General features: G+C 71.9%; 15 protein-coding genes. 7 read left to right on the forward strand and 8 right to left on the reverse strand.

Going from position 1 to position 18,337, the window contains the following annotated elements; genetic code table 11:
• Positions 1 to 38 precede the first annotated feature (38 nt).
• Positions 39 to 395 (reverse strand): HGxxPAAW family protein, encoded by a 357-nt coding sequence (locus tag ACZ68P_RS28085; protein ID WP_471010973.1) that lies wholly within the window; start codon positions 393 to 395, stop codon positions 39 to 41.
• Between the two features lie 92 nt (positions 396 to 487).
• Between ACZ68P_RS28085 and ACZ68P_RS28090 the strand changes: the two genes are divergently transcribed.
• Together ACZ68P_RS28090 and ACZ68P_RS28095 are read left to right on the forward strand one after the other, a co-directional pair.
• Positions 488 to 961, forward strand: coding sequence for a MarR family winged helix-turn-helix transcriptional regulator (locus tag ACZ68P_RS28090; RefSeq protein WP_471010975.1), 474 nt, complete (start codon positions 488 to 490; stop codon positions 959 to 961).
• 253 nt (positions 962 to 1,214) lie between these two features.
• The gene (locus ACZ68P_RS28095) at positions 1,215 to 3,266 is read left to right on the forward strand and encodes a CASTOR/POLLUX-related putative ion channel (protein WP_471010978.1); all 2,052 of its coding nucleotides are present in this window, start codon (positions 1,215 to 1,217) and stop codon (positions 3,264 to 3,266) included.
• Positions 3,267 to 3,372: 106 nt separating this feature from the next.
• On the opposite strand, the gene ACZ68P_RS28100 is transcribed toward ACZ68P_RS28095, so the two are convergent.
• The gene (locus ACZ68P_RS28100) at positions 3,373 to 4,725 is read right to left on the reverse strand and encodes an SH3 domain-containing protein (protein ID WP_471010979.1); all 1,353 of its coding nucleotides are present in this window, start codon (positions 4,723 to 4,725) and stop codon (positions 3,373 to 3,375) included.
• Positions 4,726 to 5,070: 345 nt separating this feature from the next.
• Between ACZ68P_RS28100 and ACZ68P_RS28105 the strand changes: the two genes are divergently transcribed.
• Positions 5,071 to 5,859 (forward strand): peptidoglycan DD-metalloendopeptidase family protein, encoded by a 789-nt coding sequence (locus ACZ68P_RS28105; protein WP_471010982.1) that lies wholly within the window; start codon positions 5,071 to 5,073, stop codon positions 5,857 to 5,859.
• Between the two features lie 192 nt (positions 5,860 to 6,051).
• Here ACZ68P_RS28105 and ACZ68P_RS28110 read toward each other — a convergent pair whose 3' ends face one another.
• From ACZ68P_RS28110 to ACZ68P_RS28120, 3 genes are all read right to left on the reverse strand, one after another.
• Positions 6,052 to 7,554 (reverse strand): serine/threonine-protein kinase, encoded by a 1,503-nt coding sequence (locus tag ACZ68P_RS28110; RefSeq protein WP_471010984.1) that lies wholly within the window; start codon positions 7,552 to 7,554, stop codon positions 6,052 to 6,054.
• Positions 7,551 to 8,348, reverse strand: a complete 798-nt coding sequence (locus tag ACZ68P_RS28115; RefSeq protein WP_471010987.1) for an FHA domain-containing protein — start codon at positions 8,346 to 8,348, stop codon at positions 7,551 to 7,553. The genes ACZ68P_RS28110 and ACZ68P_RS28115 overlap by 4 nt, the downstream gene beginning before the upstream one ends.
• Before the next feature lie 195 nt (positions 8,349 to 8,543).
• Positions 8,544 to 9,722, reverse strand: a complete 1,179-nt coding sequence (locus ACZ68P_RS28120) for a serine hydrolase (RefSeq protein ID WP_471011157.1) — start codon at positions 9,720 to 9,722, stop codon at positions 8,544 to 8,546.
• Positions 9,723 to 10,290: 568 nt separating this feature from the next.
• Between ACZ68P_RS28120 and ACZ68P_RS28125 the strand changes: the two genes are divergently transcribed.
• The 4 genes from ACZ68P_RS28125 to ACZ68P_RS28140 all read left to right on the forward strand — a co-directional run bounded on the left by ACZ68P_RS28125 (position 10,291) and on the right by ACZ68P_RS28140 (position 14,641).
• Complete coding sequence (locus ACZ68P_RS28125; protein ID WP_471010989.1) at positions 10,291 to 10,749, forward strand: RICIN domain-containing protein; 459 nt, start codon at positions 10,291 to 10,293, stop codon at positions 10,747 to 10,749.
• 292 nt (positions 10,750 to 11,041) lie between these two features.
• Complete coding sequence (locus tag ACZ68P_RS28130) at positions 11,042 to 12,454, forward strand: family 2B encapsulin nanocompartment shell protein (RefSeq protein WP_471010992.1); 1,413 nt, start codon at positions 11,042 to 11,044, stop codon at positions 12,452 to 12,454.
• Positions 12,455 to 12,485: 31 nt separating this feature from the next.
• Positions 12,486 to 13,742 carry a family 2 encapsulin nanocompartment cargo protein terpene cyclase gene (locus tag ACZ68P_RS28135; RefSeq protein ID WP_471010993.1) on the forward strand — a complete coding sequence of 419 codons (1,257 nt, stop codon included), beginning with the start codon at positions 12,486 to 12,488 and terminating at the stop codon, positions 13,740 to 13,742.
• Positions 13,743 to 13,756: 14 nt separating this feature from the next.
• Positions 13,757 to 14,641: a geranyl diphosphate 2-C-methyltransferase gene (locus tag ACZ68P_RS28140; RefSeq protein ID WP_471010995.1), complete on the forward strand. Its 885-nt coding sequence runs from the start codon at positions 13,757 to 13,759 to the stop codon at positions 14,639 to 14,641.
• Positions 14,642 to 14,705: 64 nt separating this feature from the next.
• On the opposite strand, the gene ACZ68P_RS28145 is transcribed toward ACZ68P_RS28140, so the two are convergent.
• The 3 genes from ACZ68P_RS28145 to ACZ68P_RS28155 all read right to left on the reverse strand — a co-directional run bounded on the left by ACZ68P_RS28145 (position 14,706) and on the right by ACZ68P_RS28155 (position 18,332).
• A complete protein-coding gene (locus tag ACZ68P_RS28145; protein WP_471010997.1) occupies positions 14,706 to 16,310 on the reverse strand; it encodes a glycoside hydrolase family 13 protein in 1,605 nt (534 codons plus the stop codon).
• Between the two features lie 171 nt (positions 16,311 to 16,481).
• A complete protein-coding gene (locus ACZ68P_RS28150; protein ID WP_471011000.1) occupies positions 16,482 to 17,357 on the reverse strand; it encodes a carbohydrate ABC transporter permease in 876 nt (291 codons plus the stop codon).
• 15 nt (positions 17,358 to 17,372) lie between these two features.
• The gene (locus ACZ68P_RS28155; RefSeq protein WP_471011003.1) at positions 17,373 to 18,332 is read right to left on the reverse strand and encodes a carbohydrate ABC transporter permease; all 960 of its coding nucleotides are present in this window, start codon (positions 18,330 to 18,332) and stop codon (positions 17,373 to 17,375) included.
• Positions 18,333 to 18,337: the final 5 nt, after the last annotated feature.

Genomic DNA, 18,337 nt, shown 5'->3' on the forward strand with positions numbered 1-18,337 from the left:
GCGCCTCACGGACACCTCCCCCGTCGCCCGCCCGGGACTCAGGCGGCTTCGGCCGCCGGCCGCCTCCCCGCCGCGACCGCGTGCGCGGAGCGGCCGCGCCTCGCCACGCGACACCCCACGCAGTCCGGATGGCCCTGCTCGGCCGTCCGGTCCTTCGCGCGCCAGGACTGTTCGGCGGGCACACGCGGGCCGCTCGCCTTGCCCCAGCCGCCCAGATGGAGCGCCCAGGTGACCAGGGCCGCCAGGACGACCACGGCCAGCCCGAGCCAGAAGCCCGTGACCCACGCGGCGACCATCGCACCGCCGGAGAAGGTGAGCCCGACAAGGGCGAGGCAGGTGCCCGTCCATCCGGCGACGGTGTGGCCGAGGTCGTGGTCGCCGTGCATGCCGCTCATATATCTCCTCAAGCCGATCCTGTCTGTATCTTCACGGAAGCAGGATGTTTTATCTCACGAGCTAAGTAACTTAGATGCTAAGGAGAATTCCGGTGAAGGGCAAGCCCCGCCCCGAGGCGACACCGCAGCAGGCACTGGACGCGATGGACCGGATGATCGCGCTCGCCCTCGTCTCCCAGCACGACATCGCCCAGAGGCTGGGACTCAACGTCACCGACCTGACGTGCCTCGGCCACATCATCGGCGCGGGGGACCAGCACCTGAGCGCGGGCGATCTGGCCGAGCGCGCCAACATCACCACCGGCGCCGTGACCGGCGTACTGAACCGCCTCGAGCGTGCCGGATACGTCCACCGGCAGCCGGACCCCGGGGACCGCCGGCGCGTCCGTGTCGTTCTGGACGCGACGGCCGCCGCCCGGGTCTTCAGCGTGTACGGCCCGCACTACGAACGGCTCGGCGCCCTCTTCGCCGACTACACCCCCGACGAGACAGCCGTCCTCGCCGACTGGTTCGTGCGCGCGCGGGCCGCGACGCAGCTCTCACTCGACGAGATCCGGGGGCAGTGACCGCCACGGCGGGTGGCGCGCTGCGGGTGGCCGGCGGATGCGTGGACTCGATCCTGCCGTAGGCGCGTCGCCCCCGGGCGGCCCCCGACCCGCGCCCGTGCGTACGGCAGGGGGGTGAGGTGTGTGCCACCTGCGGGTGAAGGGGGCGCCGAAGGCGGGCGCTCGCGCGATGCGCGCCACGACACTGGGCCGCAGGACCGAGGGACGCACGTGCCGGAAAGCGTGTGCGCGCGGCAGTCGTTCAGGGGGACTCATGGCAGCACCACGCGCGTCCCGGACGTGGTCGCGTCTGCGGTACGGGTTCGACAACCTCATGGCCTACGGCACCCCCGTGCTCATCGGCTGGCTCTCGCTGGTGTGCCTCGCGATCGTGGTCCCGGCGAGCGTGGTTCTCGTCTGGGCGGACCGGGCCGCGCCGTCCACGTTCTCCGGCCGGGCGGGGGCCGTCTGGCAGAGCGTCGGGCGCACCCTGCGGCTGGGCGGTGAGGTCGGGCCGCCTCTCTACGTGGTGACCTCCGTCCTGCTGGCGCTGGTGGCCCTGCTGTTCGTGTCGGCGCTCGTCGGCCTGATCACGACGGGCCTCAGTGAGCGCCTGATGGCGCTGCGGCTGGGACGGTCGGTGGTCCTGGAGGAACGGCACACCGTACTGCTCGGCTGGTCCGACCAGGTGTACCCCGTGATCACGGAGCTGGTGGCGGCCAACGCCAACCAGCGCAGAGCGGCCGTCGCCGTCCTCGCAGACAAGGACAAGGCCGAGATGGACGCTGAGATCGCCGGCCACGTCCCCCACACCGGCACCACCCGGATCATCTGCCGCAGCGGTCCCCTCACCGATCCGACGGTCCTCGCCCTGGTGAGCCCGGACACGGCCAAGGCGGTCCTGGTGCTCCCGCCCGGCGGCCGGAACGGCGACGCGCAGGTCGTCAAGACGCTCCTCGCCCTGGACGCGACGGGTGAACCGTCCGGTGACCGTGTGGTCGTGGCGGCGGTGCGGGATCCGCGGCACCACCTGGCGGCCACACTCGCGGCACGCCGGCACGGGCACGTGCTCAGCATCGACGACATCGTCGCCCGACTCCTCGTCCAGACCTCGCGCCAGCCCGGCCTCTCCCTCGTCTACCAGGAACTGCTCGACTTCGCGGGCGCCGAGTTCTACGTCGTCCCGGCAGGCGCCCTCGCCGGCCGCCCGTTCGGCGAGGCGCTGGGAGCCTTCGCCACCTCCTCGGTGGTGGGCCTCGTCCACGCCGACGGCACTCTCGCCGTGAACCCGTGCCCGGACACCCGCATCGGCGCCGGCGACCGGCTCGTCGTCATCACCGAGGACGACGACACGACCCCGACCGCCGTCACCGCTCCCACCGTCGGCATCCTCCCCGCGGCGCGCTCCCGCCGCGCGTCCGCGGCCGTGCCGGCGGCGGACGCCGCCCGGTCCGTCGGCACCCTCGCACGCCGCGCGCCCCTCGCGCCCCCGGCGCCCGCCGTGCCCCTCGCTTCCGTCCCGCCCGCGGGGGCCGTGGACCAGGACGCGATCGTCACCGTGCCGCCCCGGACGCGGGCGGCCGAGCGGCTGCTCCTGCTCGGCTGGAACCGGCGGGCCCCGCTGATCATCGAGCAGCTGGACCAGTACGTACGGCCCGGCTCCACCCTCGACGTCGTCGCCCTGGGCGACGACGCCACGCTCGACGCGGTGCGCACCGCCGGCGGGGCGCTCAGGCACCTGTCGGTGAGCTTCGTCGGCGGCGACATCACCGAGCGGCGCACCCTGGCCCGGCTGGACGTCCCGTCGTACGGCAGCGTCATGGTCATCGGCGACGAGAGCCACCCCACGACGCAGGACGCCGAGACGGACGACCGGACGTTGGTCACCCTGCTCCATCTCCGGGCCGTCGAGGAGTCGGCCCGACGGGAGCTGCCCGTCATCACGGAGATGACCGACGACCGCAACCGCCTGCTGGCGCCGGTGCGGCAGGGCGCCGACTTCATCGTCAGCGGCCGGCTGATCAGCCTGCTCATGACGCAGATCGCGGAGAACCGGCATCTGGCCGGCCTTTTCGACGAACTCTTCACCGCGGACGGCAGCGAGATCCATCTCAAGCCCGCCGAGGACTATGTCCTTCCGCATCGCGAGGTCACCTTCGCCACCGTCGTCGAGTCCGCGCGCCGTCGTCGCGAGTGCGCCATCGGATACCGCCTGCGCGCCGCGTCCTCGACGGGCCCGTCCTACGGCGTCACGGTCAACCCGGACAAGCGGGGGACGGTGCGGTTCGAGCCGGGAGACTGCGTGATCGTCGTGGCGGAGAGCTGAACGTCACGCACGGCGGCCGTCCCTCCCGGGGGCTTCCCGGGAGGGCCGGTCGCCGCCGCGACCCGCTTGCCCGGTGGGCCTGCCGGGCGGGTGCGGGTGCGGGGTATCAGCATGGGGTGCGTACGCCGCCGGTCTCGTCGCCCTTGAGGTAGATGCCGCTGACGTAGCCGACGCCGCCGGCGTTGAGGGGCAGGCGGATCCATTTGTCGTTGGTGACGCCCTCGGCGGTGATCTTCTGCCCGACGATCCAGCAGTGCGCGGGGTAGGACTGGTTGGGGTACACCTTGCTGACGATGTTGCAGGTGGTCGAGGCACACGAGCGGACGTTGGCCTCGGCCCACGCCGTCACCGACGTCCCACCCCCGCCACCACCGTCCGGCATGAAGGTGACGTCCACCCAGTCGTTGTCCGTCATGCCCAGGCCGTCCCAGAAGGTACCGTCCGCGACATCGATGCCGGCCGGGTTGGCGACCCGGCGGCCGAACTCGTCGAGCCCGCCGTTGTAGCCGTTGAGGTACGCCGCCTGGGATTCGGGGGTGCCCTGCGGCAGATCCCGCCACATCTCCCGCTGGCTCGACGGGTTCCAGTAGTCGTCCTTCGTGTTCCACGGTCCGACGTCCCACACGGGTGCGGTCTCGCAGCGGCCCTTGTAGCACAGCCGTACCTGGTACTCGTGGCCGCCGTTGGTCGCCAGCATGCGGCGCGAGGGCAGGGCGACGAAGTGGTCGCGCGCGGTGATGACGTGGCCGTTGGCCGTGGTGTGGCCGACCAGCCCCTCCCGGGTCGCGAACAGCCGGAAGGTCGGCCCGGACGCGGCCGTCACCTTCCCGTCCTGCGGCGTCTGCTGCGGCGCGGGCTGCTCGGCCGCGGCACCGACGGTGACGGCGGAGACGGTGGGCGAGGACCCGCCGGGTACGCCGAGCAGGGTCAGCCGGACCTGGAGCCGGGAAACGGCCTGCGGCAGCCGCACCTTCCCCGCGCGGTCGACGGCACGCCACTGCGTCCAGGTGTCGGGGCGGTCGCCGCCGCGCACCTCGGTCAGCACCTGGGTGCCGACCGGGACGTCCGCCGAGGTCCGCACGGTGAACGCCGTCAGCGGGCGCCCGAGTTCGGTGCCGGGCGAGGTGTACACGGCGTGGGAGTTGGCGGGCGCCGACGACGTGCGGCGGTGGCCGTCCTCCACGGTGATCCCGCCCTGGCCGCGGGCGATGTTGCCCCGCTGGGCCTCCGGCCCCGCCAGGTCGATGCGCCAGCTGTCCTGGCCTCGGCCGTTCGGACCCCCGGCCTTCCGGTGATCGCCGGCCGCTTGCCCGCCCGCCTGGGACGTACCGTCCCGGTGCCCGCCTTCCGCGGCGACGGCGGCCGGGGCCGTCAGGCTGACCAGGACGAACAGCGGACACAGGATGCGCGTCCAGCGGGGCGGCGTACGCCACCGGGAACGGACGGATGTGACAGGCACGGGTTTTCCCCCTTGATGACGACGGAGACGTGAGCCGGGCGAGGCGGTCGCGGCCGGCACGCCGGCCACCGGTCGTTCGACGGCGGCGACGGCCGGATGCGGGACCGGCCCGCGACGCGTCGTCGTCCCGGCGGCGACCCGAACCGGTGAGACGCGCCGGCTCGGGACGACGCTCCAGGGTTTACCGCACCGCCGGGGCGGAGTCTCTCCGCAAACTTACGGATGCCCCTTCGCGGGCGGCGCGTCTATGTTCCGTGGCGTCCGGCCGGTCCCCCGCAACGGGCGGAGGCCGTACCACCGGACCCCGCGGCTCATCACGAGCCGTACTCCAGGAAGGAACCTCACGTGCGACTTGGACTGCGCGGCATGAATCCGCGGGCCGCGCTGCTGGCAGCGGCGGCCCTGCTGCTGCCTCTGGCGATGGCCGCCCCCGGCCACGCGGCGACGAAGAGCCCCGCGGGCGCCACCGCCTACGCCGGCTCGTGCCCCGCCGCGGGCGTGGTCACCCAGGGCTACAGCAGCACCCACGACGGTGTCGACATCGCCAGCTCGCTCGGCACCCCGATCTACGCGACCGGCCCCGGCGAGGTCATCAACTCCGGTCCCGCGCAGGGGTACGGACAGTGGATCCGCATCCTGCACCCCGACGGCACCGTGACCGAGTACGGGCACATGTACCAGCGGGACGTCTCGGTGGGCCAGCAGGTGTCGGCCGGCCAGCGCATCGCCCTGATGGGGTCCGAGGGCGACTCCACCGGCGTCCATCTGCACCTGCGGGTACGCGTCGGCACGTCCACGTCGGTCCGCGGCATCGACCCGGTGCCCTACCTGCGCGACCGCGGAGTGGGCCTGCCGTGCACGCCCGGTGGTGGTGGCGGGGGTGGGACGTCGGTGACGGCGTGGGCCGAGGCCAACGTCCGCTCGTGTGCCTCGACCACCTGCAACATCGTCAGCAAGGTGTACCCCAACCAGTCCTACCCCGCGCACTGCTGGATCGTCGGGCAGAAGATCACCGCCGAGGGCGTCACCAACGACAAATGGATCCGCCTGCCCCTCAACGCCGGCGGCGTCGGCTACGTCAGCGGCATCTACCTCAAGGGCGACGAGACCGGCGGCGTACGCACCCCATGCTGACACCCCGCACCCGCACCCGCCCGGCAGGCCCACCGGGCAAGCGGGTCGCGGCGGCGACCGGCCGCGCGATCACGGTCACCCGTGACCACGCGGCCGGCCGGCCCCGTACGGAGGGACCCTGACGGCCGATCCGTGAGGGCCGCTCCATGAGGGCCGGTCCGTGCGGACGGACCCGACCGACCCCGCGGCGGCTCAGTCCGCGCAGGCCGGAACCGGCGGGCGGCTCTTGGTCCGCACCTCCGGCAGCCAGGCGGTGGCGGGCACGGCCTCCGGGTCCCTCTCCGCCGCGGGCAGCCGCACCCGGTACCACCGGGACGACTTGGTCCCCACCTCGTCGGTGACCGGGATGCCCCGCGCCTGGACGCACTCGACCGTGAGCGGGTCACCGTGCCATACGCGGGTCCGTACGACGTTGTCCATGACGTACGGCGCGGTCGGGTCGATGGCCAGGCCGAGGCTGCACAGCGGATCCCGGTCCGTGCGGTCGCGGCACTTGGCGTCCGCGTTGAACACCGTCAGCCGCACCTGCGACGCCGTCCGCCGGGGGTCCTTGTCGGTGCCGCCCCACTGCCACCAGGCGCCGCCGGCCGCGCCGCCCAGGGCGACCACGGCGCCGACGGCCAGTGCCACCCCCCGCTTCCCGCCCCGGAGCCCGGTGGCGGGCCGCGCGCCGCCGCGACCGGCGGCTTGGATGCGTTCCAGCAGGCTCTGCGCGGTGTGCGCCGAACGCTCGGCGTGCCCCGGCAGGAGGCAGTCGGACGCCATGGCACGCCAGAACTCCGGCACCGCGACGTGCAGCCGCAACGGGGCCCTGCCCTCGGCGTACTCCTGGACCGCCGCGCCCCGGGAGTTCGGGGTCGCTCCGGGGAAGGGCGAGGCTCCCCCGGTGAAGACCTGATGGATCATCACCCCCAGGGCCCACACGTCGGCGCTGGGCCGCACGAGCACGCCGCGTTCGCCCAGCGGCGCCCTCCAGCGCTCGGGCGGCAGGTAGTCGGGCGAGCCGAGCGGCGGAATGTACCCGTGGGTACCGCGTGTCCCCTCCAGCTCGACGGTGAGGCCGAAGTCCGAGAGCCGTACCGAACCGTCCGGCATGACCAGCACGTTGTCCGGTTTGAGATCCCCGTGCACCCAGCCGAGCCCGTGCAGGTGGGCCAGCCCCTCGCAGATCTCCGACAGCAGCCGTTCCGCCTCCGGCAGGGGCTCGCCGTCCGCGGCGTCCAGCAGGTCCTGCAGGCTGCTCTCGGCCCGCTCCATGACCAGCACCACGGCGCCGTCGAGGCCGGGCAGCTCCGCTTCGTCGAGCACCGCGGAGTCCAGCAGCCTCATCAGCCGGGGGTGCTGCGCGCGGCGGCCGAACTCGATCTCGCGCCGGGCCGTCTCCGCCAGTCGTTCCGCCTGCCGGGGTGCGAGCCCGGAGGTCGGCAGGAACTTCAGCGCGACGCGCCGCCCCGCCTCGGCGGTCTCCCCGGCCCGCTCCCTCTCTTGCCCTGCCTCCCCCTCCTCAGCCGCGCCTTCGGCCCCTTCCGGCTGCGCGAGGGGCGTACCCGGTGCGGTGTCACGGCCCTCGTAGACGTGTCCCCAGCCGCCGTCGGCGATCGGCTGGACGACCTCCCAGCGACCGACGCGGTAGCCGGGTGGTACCCGCCCGACCGTCTCGCCGGTCCCGTCGTACGCCTCCACCGTCGTGCTCACCCGCCGCTTCCGGTCCGCGCCGGCTCCGCGAGCGGGGCGCCCGGTGAGCGGGGCGGCAGCAGTCTCAGATGTTCCTCGCGGACCAGGCCGAAGCGGAGGGCGACGCCGACCACGGCCTCGCGTGTGCCGGTGCGCCGGACCCCGCGCCCCGGGCCGGCGTCCTGCGGCCCGTGCACCCGCAGCTTCTCCTCCGCCAGGTACTGGATGTGGGCGCTGACCGCCCGCGGGGTCAGCCTGGCCAGTGCCGGGTGGTTCCTGATCCGGTCCACGACCTGGGGCGTGGTGGGCACCTGGACGGCCGACTCGTCACGCAGCCGGGGTTCGCAGAGGGCGACCAGGACGAGGAAGTACGTGGCCGTCTCGTCCAGGGAGTAGGCGGTGAGGGTGCCCGTGCCCCAGGCTCCGGAGGGGTCGGCCGCGTCGAGGTAGACGTGGTCGGGCGCGAACACCTGGAAGCTGACGGTGGAGCCCCGGGTGGGCAGCACGACCCGGGCGAACTCGAAGGGGATCGGCGCGCCCGACCGGCGCGGCGGGACCCGGAGGTACTCCCCCGCCCCCTCCGGGTTCTCCACGAGATAGCTCTGGGTGGTGGAGTAGTTGGTGAGCTGCCAGTGATCCTCGGTCACCCGGATCTCGCCGGCGAGCCGGGAGACGGCCGGGTCCGGCAGACGGAGTTCGACCGGGTGGGCGGCCGTTCCCCGGCCGAAGCGCGCGGCCTCTCCGGGCCCCAGTCTCAAGGTGGTCGTGGGTTCCGAGCGTTCCTCGGACGGCAGGTGGATCAGAATGCCGCTCATCGACGATCTTCCTTCCCCGTGTCGGCCGGTCATCAGCCGCCGGGCATCGTAACGCGGTCGGGAAGGGGTGCGCGGGGGGTTGCGCGTCTTGGCCCGACAACGTTGGCAAGTGAAGGAGATCGGGGTCGAAAGCACGGCTGAGGCCCCGCGTCGGTCCGTCCGACGCGGGGCCCCCGGGCCGTCCTCCGGCTCGGTTCAGGAGGCGGCGCAGGTCTGCACGCCCGGGAGTTGGCTGCCGGGAGAGCTGACGTAGATGTTGGTGATGTAGCCGCCGTACTGGGGCAGGTAGGCCCACCAGGTGTTGGTGTACGGCGGGATGGTGACCTCCTGGCCCTGCTTCTGGCAGCCGACCAGGACCTCCACGCCGGCCGGCAGGGTGGTGAGCGGCGGGGAGTTGACGGTGGTCGGCTGCGGGCGCACGTTCACGCCCGACCCCCAGGTGCCGAACCATGTCCCCGCGGGGCGGGTGGCGCCGGGCACGTCGAGGGAGCGGGTGAGCCGGTTGACGGCGGTGTACGCGGTGCCGTACGGGGTGCCGTCGGGGTGCAGGGTGAAGACGGCCACGATGGTGCGGTCGCCCGCGCCCACGGTGCCGGTGGTGTGCAGTGCTTCGCGGGTCAGGTCCACCGCGGCGCCGGCGCGCGGGGTGCGCTCCGCGGCGGTCCGTCGTGCGGTCCGCCCGTGGGTCCCCGGTGTCGCCCGCTCCTCCTGGGACGCCACGGCGTTGCCGGGGACGGTGGTCGGTGGCTTGGGGGTGCATCCGCCGGAGGCTCCGAAGCCGGACCAGCCCTGCTTGAGCGCCCACGGCCGGACGAAGGATCCCGCGATTCCGAAGTGCTGGTCGAAGCCGTCGGTGCCGCAGCGCGTGGACTGCCGCAGGTTGCCCATCACGTAGTCGCGCACCGGCGCGGGCGCCGTCTCCAGGAGGTGGCGGTAGATCCGCACCGTGTCCGCGGCCGTGGTCGCCACGTAACCCCAGTAGTCCTCCATGCCGGAGGGCGGGTGGGAGGTGCCGGTCAGGCCGATCTCCGGCACCGTCCGCTGGATGATCGCCGTCCTCCCGCCGAGGGTCCAGTAGAAGCCGGCTGCCGTGTCGTCGCTGCTGCGCAGCATCGAGTCGAGCCGGGTCCGGTCGGTGGCGGGCAGCTGGCGGGGGTCGCGGGTGCGCAGGAAGTCCAGGGCGATCAGCAGCTTGACCACCGATGCGGACCGGAACTGCGTGTTCTCGTTGAGCCGCTCGGTGAAGGTGCCGGTCGTGCGGTCGAAGACCGCCACGCCCGCGGTGACGCCGGCCGGTACCTCGACACCGGCGGAGCGGGCCGGCGCCGCGACGGCGGGCGGCGCCCCGGTCAGGCCCAGGGCCGTCGCGGCCATGGCGAGGACGGCCGCGCCGGCGACACCGAGTCGACGCAGCCGCGCCGTCCTCCCGCTCGGTGGGCTGTCGGCGGGGAATCCGCCGCGTGGGGTGGTCGGGCTGTTCACAGTCGGGGTCCCCTTCGGGGTCGGGCCGCCGCGGCGTCGACCGCGGCGGGCTCGCTGCAGATGTCGGTGTGCCTCGTGCCGCCGGTGCGGCCGTCGGCGCTCGCGGTGCGAGGCCGGAGCGGCGTCCGTGTGCGGGTGTCCCGGCTCGGACCGCGGCCCGCCTCGACCGTCCGGCGATCCTCGACGCAGGGGGACGCTACGGATCTCTCGGCGGCCCCGGTACCCGGAAGTTGACGGGGCGACCGTGCGGATCGCACGTGTTACGGACGCGCCCGCCGCCGCCCCGTGCGGACGGCGACAGGGGCAGCGGCAGCCTGGGCGGCGGCGAGAGAAAATCCTCCACTCTCGCATCGATTCCGCTCCGCGTCTATATGCAGCGTTACCGGTGTTCCCGGGCTCCCGCCCTCAGCAGACTCTGTTCCGTTGCCATCGGCATGGACCACCACGAGGGAGATTTCACGTGTCTGTTCTGAAGCGCGCAGCGGGTATCGGGGCTTCCGTCGCCGTACTCGCCCTGTTGCCCGGTACGTCGACGGCTTCGGCGGCGACCACGGCCGACCCCGTCAACACCTTCCAGAACCAGGAGACCGGTCGCTGTATCGACCACACCAACGAGGGTGGCCTGCGCGCCTTCCCGTGCAACAACACCAATGCGCAGAAGTGGTACGTGAAGTCGTGGGGTGACGGCACCCGGCGGTTCCAGAACGTGCTGACCGGTAAGTGCATCGACGACAGCAACCTGGGCTTCCGCGTCCTGGACTGCAACGACGGCGTGTTCCAGAGCTGGTTCGTCAAGCGGTGGAACGACAACACCCTCGAGCTCAAGAACCAGGGCACCAACCGCTGCATGGACGACACCGTCGCGGGCGGCTTCCGCACCTGGGACTGCAACGCGTCTCCGGCCCAGAGCTGGTCCTGATCCCAGGCGCCACGACGGCCCCCTCCGCATCGCGGAGGGGGCCGTTCTGCATGGGTGTCCGCGCCAGGGGGCGCGAGGGTGTCCGGAAGTCGCCGGTCTGCGGTTAAACACCGAACTGATCGAGATCACTGCATCTGGGGAATGCCCACGGCCTTCCGGGCGAGGCGTGCGTACCGGCCGTTACTGTTCCCAGGGATCTGGACGGATTCCCGGATGTTCATCCGCATTCCTCCTCTTTCACCGGTCGGCGCACACATACGCCGATCGCCCCCTGCGAAGGAGAGCCCGCCCGATGGCCGTTGAGACCAGCCCGGAAGAACAACGGGACGCGCCCCGGCAGTCCAGTCTGAGTACGGCGGCCGCGCGCCAGCTCGCCACCACGACCAAGTCCGCCCCGCAGATGCAGGAGATCACCTCCCGGTGGCTGCTGCGCATGCTCCCCTGGGTGGAGACCAAGGGTGGCGCCTACCGGGTGAACCGGAGGCTGAGTTACACCGTCGGCGACGGGCGCGTCGAGTTCGTCCAGACCGGTGGCGACGTCCGGGTGATCCCGCGCGAGCTGGGCGAACTGGCCCTTCTGCGGGGGTTCGACGACGAGGAGGTGCTGAACGGGCTCGCCGATCGGTGTGTGCAGCGGGACTTCCGGGCCGGCGAGGTACTGGCGGAGCGCGGCGCGCCGTCCGAGCAGATCCATCTGATCGCGCACGGACGGGTCAATCAGACGTCCGTCGGCAAGTACGGCGACGAGGTCACCGTCTCCGTGCTCGCGGACGGCGACCGGTTCGGCGAGAACGCCCTCCTGGACGCCGACGCGCGGTGGGACTACACCGCCACCGCCGAGACCGCCGGCACCCTGCTCACCCTGTCCCGGGCCGACTTCGCCGCCGTGATGGCCGCGGCGCCGAGCCTCCAGGCACACATCCGGCACTTCAGTTCACTTCCCGATCAGCGCCAGAACCGGCACGGTGAAGCCGAGATCGCGATGTCGGCCGGTCACACGGGTGAAGTCGCGCTGCCCGGCGCCTTCGTCGACTACGAACTCCGCCCGCGCGAGTACGAACTCTCGGTCGCGCAGACGATTCTGCGCGTCCACAGCAGGGTCACCGACCTCTACAACGGGCCGATGAACCAGACCGAGGAACAGCTCAGGCTCACGGTCGAGGCGCTGCGTGAGCGGCAAGAGCACGAGCTGATCAACAACCGCGAGTTCGGGCTGCTCCACAACGCCGACTTCAAACAGCGGATCCAGCCCCACTCCGGCCCGCCCACCCCGGACGACCTCGACGAGCTGCTCTGCCGCCGGCGCGGCACCAAACTCCTCCTCGCCCATCCCCGGACCATCGCGGCGATCGGGCGTGAGCTCAACGCCCGCGGGCTCTACCCCGACCACGTCGACCTGGGCGGGCAGCAGGTGCCGGCGTGGCGGGGCATCCCGATCCTGCCCTGCAACAAGATTCCCATCAGCAAGGACAGCACCAGCTCCATCCTCGCCATGCGTACCGGCGAGGACAACCAGGGCGTCATCGGTCTGCACCAGACCGGCTTGCCCGACGAGATCGAGCCGGGCCTGTCCGTGCGCTTCATGGGCATCAACGAACAGGCGATCATCTCGTACCTCGTCACCACCTACTACTCCGCCGCCATCCTCGTGCCCAACGCACTCGGCGTGCTGGAGAACGTGCAGATCGCCCGTAGGCGCGACTGACCCCCTGACCCACGCCACCAAGGAGTCACGGATGCCCGATCCCGGGCCTTCCCCTCTGCAGTCGAGTGTGCCCGCCGCAGCGGCACACTTCGGGGCCCACGCCCTCGGCCTCACACCGGCCGGCATGCCCGGCCCCGCCCCGGCGGCCCCGCCCGTGAGCGACGAGCCTCCGAAGGCCGGGCTGGGGACGCCCGCGCTGGAGCGCCTCCTGCGCGGCCCGAGCGGTCTGGGCACGGCCGGCCTGCGCCTGACGCCGCGCGAGGCGCCCCCGGCACCCGCGGAACCGGCCGCACCTCCGCCCTCGGCGGCGGGCACACCCATCCCCGGGCTCTACCACCACCCGGTCGCGGAGCCCGACCCCGTACGGGTGGAGGAGGTCAGCCACCGGATCAAGGCGTGGGCGGTGGACGAGGTCCAGGCGTTCCCCCCGGAGTGGGAGGACCAGTTCGACGGCTTCTCCGTCGGCCGCTACATGGTCGCCTGCCATCCGGACGCTCCCACCGTGGACCACCTGATGATCGCCACCCGGCTGATGGTCGCCGAGAACGCGGTCGACGACTGCTACTGCGAGGACCACGGCGGATCACCCGTCGGCCTTGGCAGCCGCCTCCTCCTCGCGCACACGGCCCTCGACCCCCTGCACACGACTGAGGAGTACGAGCCGGCGTGGACGGAGTCGCTCCAGGCGGACGCCCCCCGCCGCGCCTACCGCTCGGCGATGGAGTACTTCCTCCGGCAGGCCACCGCCTCGCAGGCGGACCGGTTCCGGCACGACATGGCCCGTCTCCACATGGGTTACCTCGCCGAGGCCGCGTGGGCAGAGACGGACCACGTCCCGGAGGTGTGGGAGTACCTGGCGATGCGCCAGTTCAACAACTTCCGCCCCTGCCCCACCATCACCGACACCGTCGGGGGCTACGAACTCCCCGCCGACCTGCACGCCCAGCCGGCCCTTCAGCGGATCATCGCGCTCGCCGGAAACGCGACCACGATCGTCAACGACCTGTACTCGTACACCAAGGAACTGGCGAGTCCCGGGACGCACCTGAACCTGCCGGTGGTGATCGCCGAGCGCGAGAAGCGCTCCGAGCGCGACGCCTATCTGAAGGCGGTCGAGGTCCACAACGACCTCATGCACGGCTTCGAGACCGAAGCAGCCGCCCTGGCCGCCGCCTGTCCCGTCCCGAGTCTGCTGCGCTTCCTGCGCGGCGTGGCGGTGTGGGTCGACGGCAACCACTACTGGCACCAGACCAACACCTATCGATACAGCCTGCCCGACTTCTGGTAGAGAAGGACTTATCTGTGACCAGCACCCAGTTCAGCACCTCCCACGGCACCTCCGCCTTCGTCCCGGCACCGGCCTCCCCCTACCAGGGTGACATCGCCCGGTACTGGAACCAGGAGGCGAGGCCCGTGAACCTGCGGCTCGGCGACGTCGACGGGCTCTACCACCACCACTACGGCATCGGCGACGTCGACCATGCCGCGCTCGGGAACACCGACGACAGCGCCTACGAGAAGAGGCTGATCGCCGAGCTCCACCGCCTGGAGTCGGCGCAGACCGATGTCCTCCTGGACCACCTCGGCGTCATCGGCCGTGACGACACCCTCGTGGACGCCGGCTGCGGCCGGGGCGGCTCGATGGTCATGGCCCACCAGCGCTTCGGCTGCGACGTCGAAGGCGTCACCCTGTCGACCACCCAGGCCGACTTCGCCAACCGGCGCGCCCGTGAACTCGGCATCGAGGACCACGTCCAGGCCCGGGTCTGCAACATGCTCGACACCCCCTTCGAGACGGGGCGGGCCGCGGCCTCCTGGAACAACGAGTCGAGCATGTACGTCGACCTGCACGACCTCTTCGCGGAGCACTCCCGCCTCCTCAAGGTCGGCGGACGCTACGTCACCATCACCGGCTGCTGGAACCCGCGGTACGGCCAGCCCTCGAAGTGGGTCTCGCAGATCAACGCGCACTTCGAGTGCAACATCCACTCCCGCCGTGAGTACCTGCGTGCCATGGCCGACAACCGTCTCGTCCCGCAGGCGGTCATCGACCTGACGCCCGAGACCCTCCCCTACTGGGAGCTGCGGGCCACGTCGTCGCTGGTCACCGGCATCGAGGAGGCGTTCATCAACTCCTACAAGGACGGCTCGTTCCAGTACGTCCTGATCGCGGCCGACCGCGTCTGACGGGCCGTGCACGGTCCGGGGCGGGGCGGCGGTCCACACCGTCGCCCCGCCCCGCACGCCGTCGTCAGGTCCGCAGCCAGACGGCGGTGTCCGACGGGAGCGCTCCGTCCGCGTCCAGGGGGCCGCTGCTCAGCAGGACGCCCGTGTGAGCGGGGAGCCCCACCGGGACGGGCGAGAGGTTGACCACGCACAGCAGGTGTTCGGAGCGGGCGAAGGCCAGCACTCCGTCGGCGGAGGGGAGCCAGCGCAGCGGCCCGTCGCCGAAGCCCGGAGTGGTACGGCGCAGCCGGAGGGCCTCGCGGTAGAGGGTGAGCATCGAGGCGGGATCGAGCCTCTGCCGGTCGGCAGCGTGCTCCGACCAGTCCTCGGGCTGCGGGAGCCAGGGTTCGGCCCGTGAGCCGAAGCCGGCGTACGGCACGTCCGCGCTCCACGGCAGCGGGACGCGGCAGCCGTCGCGTCCCGGGTCGGTCCCCCCGGAACGGAAGAACATCGGGTCCTGGATGCGGTCGAGCGGGATGTCTGCCTCGGGCAGCCCCAGCTCCTCGCCCTGGTAGACGTAGACCGACCCCGGCAGTGCGAGGGTCAGCAGGGCGGCGGCGCGGGCCCGCCGCGTGCCGAGTTCCAGGTCGGTCGGTGTGCCGAAGGCCTTCGTGGCGAAGTCGAACGCGGTGTCCTCGCGCCCGTAGCGGGTCACGGTCCGTGTCACGTCGTGGTTGCACAGCACCCAGGTCGCCGGCGCGCCCACCGGGGCGTGCTCGGCCAGCGTGTCGTCGATGGCGCGGCGCAGCCGGCCGGGGTCCCAGGGGCAGGCGAGGAAGGTGAAGTTGAAGGCAGTGTGCAGCTCGTCGGGCCGGAGGTAGCGGGCGAAGCGCTCGGAGTCGGGCAGCCACACCTCGCCGACGAAGACGGCTCCGTACTCGTCGGCGATGGCACGCCAGGACCGGTAGATGTCGTGGAGTTCGTCGCGGTCGATGTACGGGTGGGGGTCGACGCCCTCCTCGAAGTCGGCCAGCGCGGGGTCCTTGGCGAGCAGGGCCGCGGAGTCGATGCGGACCCCCGCGACCCCGCGCTCGAACCAGAAGCGCAGGACGTCCTCGTGCTCCTGGCGGACCGCCGGGTGGGCCCAGTTGAGGTCGGGCTGTTCGGGGGTGAAGAGGTGGAGGTACCACTCGCCGTCCGGTACGCGGGTCCAGGTCCGGCCGGAGAACTGGGAGGGCCAGTCGTTCGGCGGGAGTTCGCCGTGCTCGCCGCGCCCGGGGCGGAAGTGGAACCGCTCGCGCTCGGGGCTGCCCGGACCGGCCTCGAGAGCCGCCCGGAACCAGGCGTGCTGGTCGGAGACGTGGTTGGGGACGATGTCGATGATGGTCCGGATGCCGATGTCGTGTGCCTCGGCGATCAGTTTCTCCGCCTCGCCGAGGGTGCCGAAGGCGGGGTCGATGGTGCGGTAGTCGGCGACGTCGTACCCGCCGTCGACCAGCGGCGAGAGGTACCAGGGGGTGAACCAGAGGGCGTCGACGCCGAGTTCGGCGAGGTAGGGCAGTCGCGTCCGGACGCCCGCGAGGTCCCCGGTGCCGTCGCCGTCGCCGTCGGCGAAGCTGCGTGGGTACACCTGGTAGATGACGGCGTCGCGCCACCAGTCGTCGGTGCGGGGCGAGTGAGGGGCTGCCACGTGAGGGTCCTTTCGGGCAGGGTGGGCTTCGCCGCCGGGCCGGTCGGCGGGGCGGCGTCGGACGGTCCGGCGGCGAAGGCTGGGGAGGATGCGGAGGGGCGCGCGGGCGCACCCGACGGGGGTGGGCAGGTGCGCGGCCCGGGCGGGAGGCCGGGGGGCCGGGCCCGCGGGTCAGCCCTTGAGTCCGCCGGCGGTCAGGCCGCTCATGATGTTGCGCTGGAAGACCAGGAAGATGAGCAGTGTCGGCAGCGAGGCGATCGTGAGCGCCGCGATCAGCACGTTCACGGGTACGCCGTTGGAGAGGGAGTAGATGCCGACGTTGAGCGTCTGCTTGGCGGGGTCGGGCAGGGTGAGCATCGGCCAGAGGAAGTCCTTCCAGACCCCGACGATCGCGAAGATCGACACCACGCCCAGGATCGGCCGTGAGATGGGCAGCACGATGGACCACAGCACCCGCATCGGGGAGGCGCCGTCCATCGAGGCGGCGTCCAGGAGCTCCTTCGGGATCGAGTCGAAGAAGCGCTTCAGCAGGAAGATGTTGAAGGCGTTGGTGACCGAGGGCAGCCAGATCGCCCAGGGTGTGTTGAGCAGGTTGCGCTCGACGATCGGCACGTCGAGCACCGTGAGGTACTGCGGTACCACCAGGACCGTCGCCGGGATCATCAGCGTCGCCAGCATCATGCCGAGGATGGCCTTGCCGAGGACCGGCCGGAGCTTCGACAGCGAGTAGGCCGCCGCGACGTCCAGGACGAGCTGGAAGGCGAGGGCGCCGAACGCGTAGTACAGGGTGTTGAAGAGCAGGGTCGCGAGGTCCATGACCTCCCAGGCCCGGGTGTAGTTCCCGGGCTCGAAGGAGCCGGGGACCAGGGTCGGCGGGGTCTGGATCACCTCCTGGGCGTCCTTGAACCCGCTGGACACCATCCAGTAGAGCGGGCCGAGGAAGAGCAGGGTGAAGCCGCTGACGACCAGGGCGAAGGTCGCCCAGTAGAGGGCCTTGCCCCGGGGTTTGGCGAGCTGGGCCGGTGAGATGAGAGTACGTGTGGACATGCTGGTCTCCCCTGCCTACTCGTCCTCGGCGCGGCTGAGCTTCACGTACGCCGCCGAGAATCCGGCCAGGAGTACGAGCAGGAGCAGGCCGAGCGCGGCCGCGGCGCCGTAGTCGTTGAAGTTGAAGGCGTACTGGTAGATGAGGTAGACGACCGTCGTCGTCGAGCCCTCCGGGCCGGCGCCGCCGGTGAGCAGGAAGGGTTCGACGAAGACCTGCATCGTCGCGATGATCTGCATGAGGAGCATCAGCGACAGGATCAGCCGCGTCTGCGGGATGGTGACGTGCCAGATCTTGCGCAGCAGACCGGCTCCGTCCAGCTCCGCCGCCTCGTACAGCTCGCCGGGGATGCCCTGGAGGGCGGCGAGGTAGATGAGGGCGGCGCCGCCCATGTTCATCCAGGTGGACGCGATGACGACCGCGAGCATGGAGATGTCGGGGTCCTGGAGCCACTGCTGCTCGGGCAGGCGCAGGAAGCGGAAGAGTTCGTTGAGCAGGCCGTAGCCCGGGTCGTAGACGTACTTGAAGAGCAGGACCGAGGCGACCGGCGGCAGCATCACCGGGAGGTAGACGAGCAGGCGGAGGTACCCCTGGCCGTGGTGGAACTCGTTGATGACGAGTGCCACCACGAAGGGCACCGCGAAGCCGAAGACCAGGGCCAGGAGGGTGAAGAGGAGGGTGTTGCGCCAGGCCTGCCAGAAGGCGGGGTCGTTGACGACGGTGGCGAGGTTGTCGAAGCCGGCCCAAGTGGTCTGTCCGCCCTCGGTCTTCTGGAAGGCCAGGATGAACTCCCTGACCATCGGGAACCAGGAGAACAGCGCGAAGCAGAGGACCGCGCCGATGAGGAAGCCATGGGCGGTGAGGTTGCGCCGGAGGCTCTTGGCGAAGTGGCCGCCGGTCGGTCGGGGGCCGGCCGCGCGCGGTGGGGAGGGGCGGGGGGCGTCCGCCTTGCTCGGGGTCAGGCTGGGGGCCGACATCGTCG

It is taken from the genome of Streptomyces sp. NPDC036822, assembly GCF_055609145.1.

Bases quoted from the DNA above. Each gene is read 5' to 3' on its own strand.
- ACZ68P_RS28085 (WP_471010973.1), bottom strand. From the start codon at position 395: ATGAGCGGCATGCACGGCGACCACGACCTCGGCCACACCGTCGCCGGA.
- ACZ68P_RS28095 (WP_471010978.1), top strand. From the start codon at position 1,215: ATGGCAGCACCACGCGCGTCCCGGACGTGGTCGCGTCTGCGGTACGGG.
- ACZ68P_RS28115 (WP_471010987.1), bottom strand. From the start codon at position 8,348: ATGAGCGGCATTCTGATCCACCTGCCGTCCGAGGAACGCTCGGAACCC.
- ACZ68P_RS28120 (WP_471011157.1), bottom strand. From the start codon at position 9,722: ATGGCCGCGACGGCCCTGGGCCTGACCGGGGCGCCGCCCGCCGTCGCG.
- ACZ68P_RS28130 (WP_471010992.1), top strand. From the start codon at position 11,042: ATGGCCGTTGAGACCAGCCCGGAAGAACAACGGGACGCGCCCCGGCAG.
- ACZ68P_RS28135 (WP_471010993.1), top strand. From the start codon at position 12,486: ATGCCCGATCCCGGGCCTTCCCCTCTGCAGTCGAGTGTGCCCGCCGCA.
- ACZ68P_RS28150 (WP_471011000.1), bottom strand. From the start codon at position 17,357: ATGTCCACACGTACTCTCATCTCACCGGCCCAGCTCGCCAAACCCCGG.
- ACZ68P_RS28155 (WP_471011003.1), bottom strand. From the start codon at position 18,332: ATGTCGGCCCCCAGCCTGACCCCGAGCAAGGCGGACGCCCCCCGCCCC.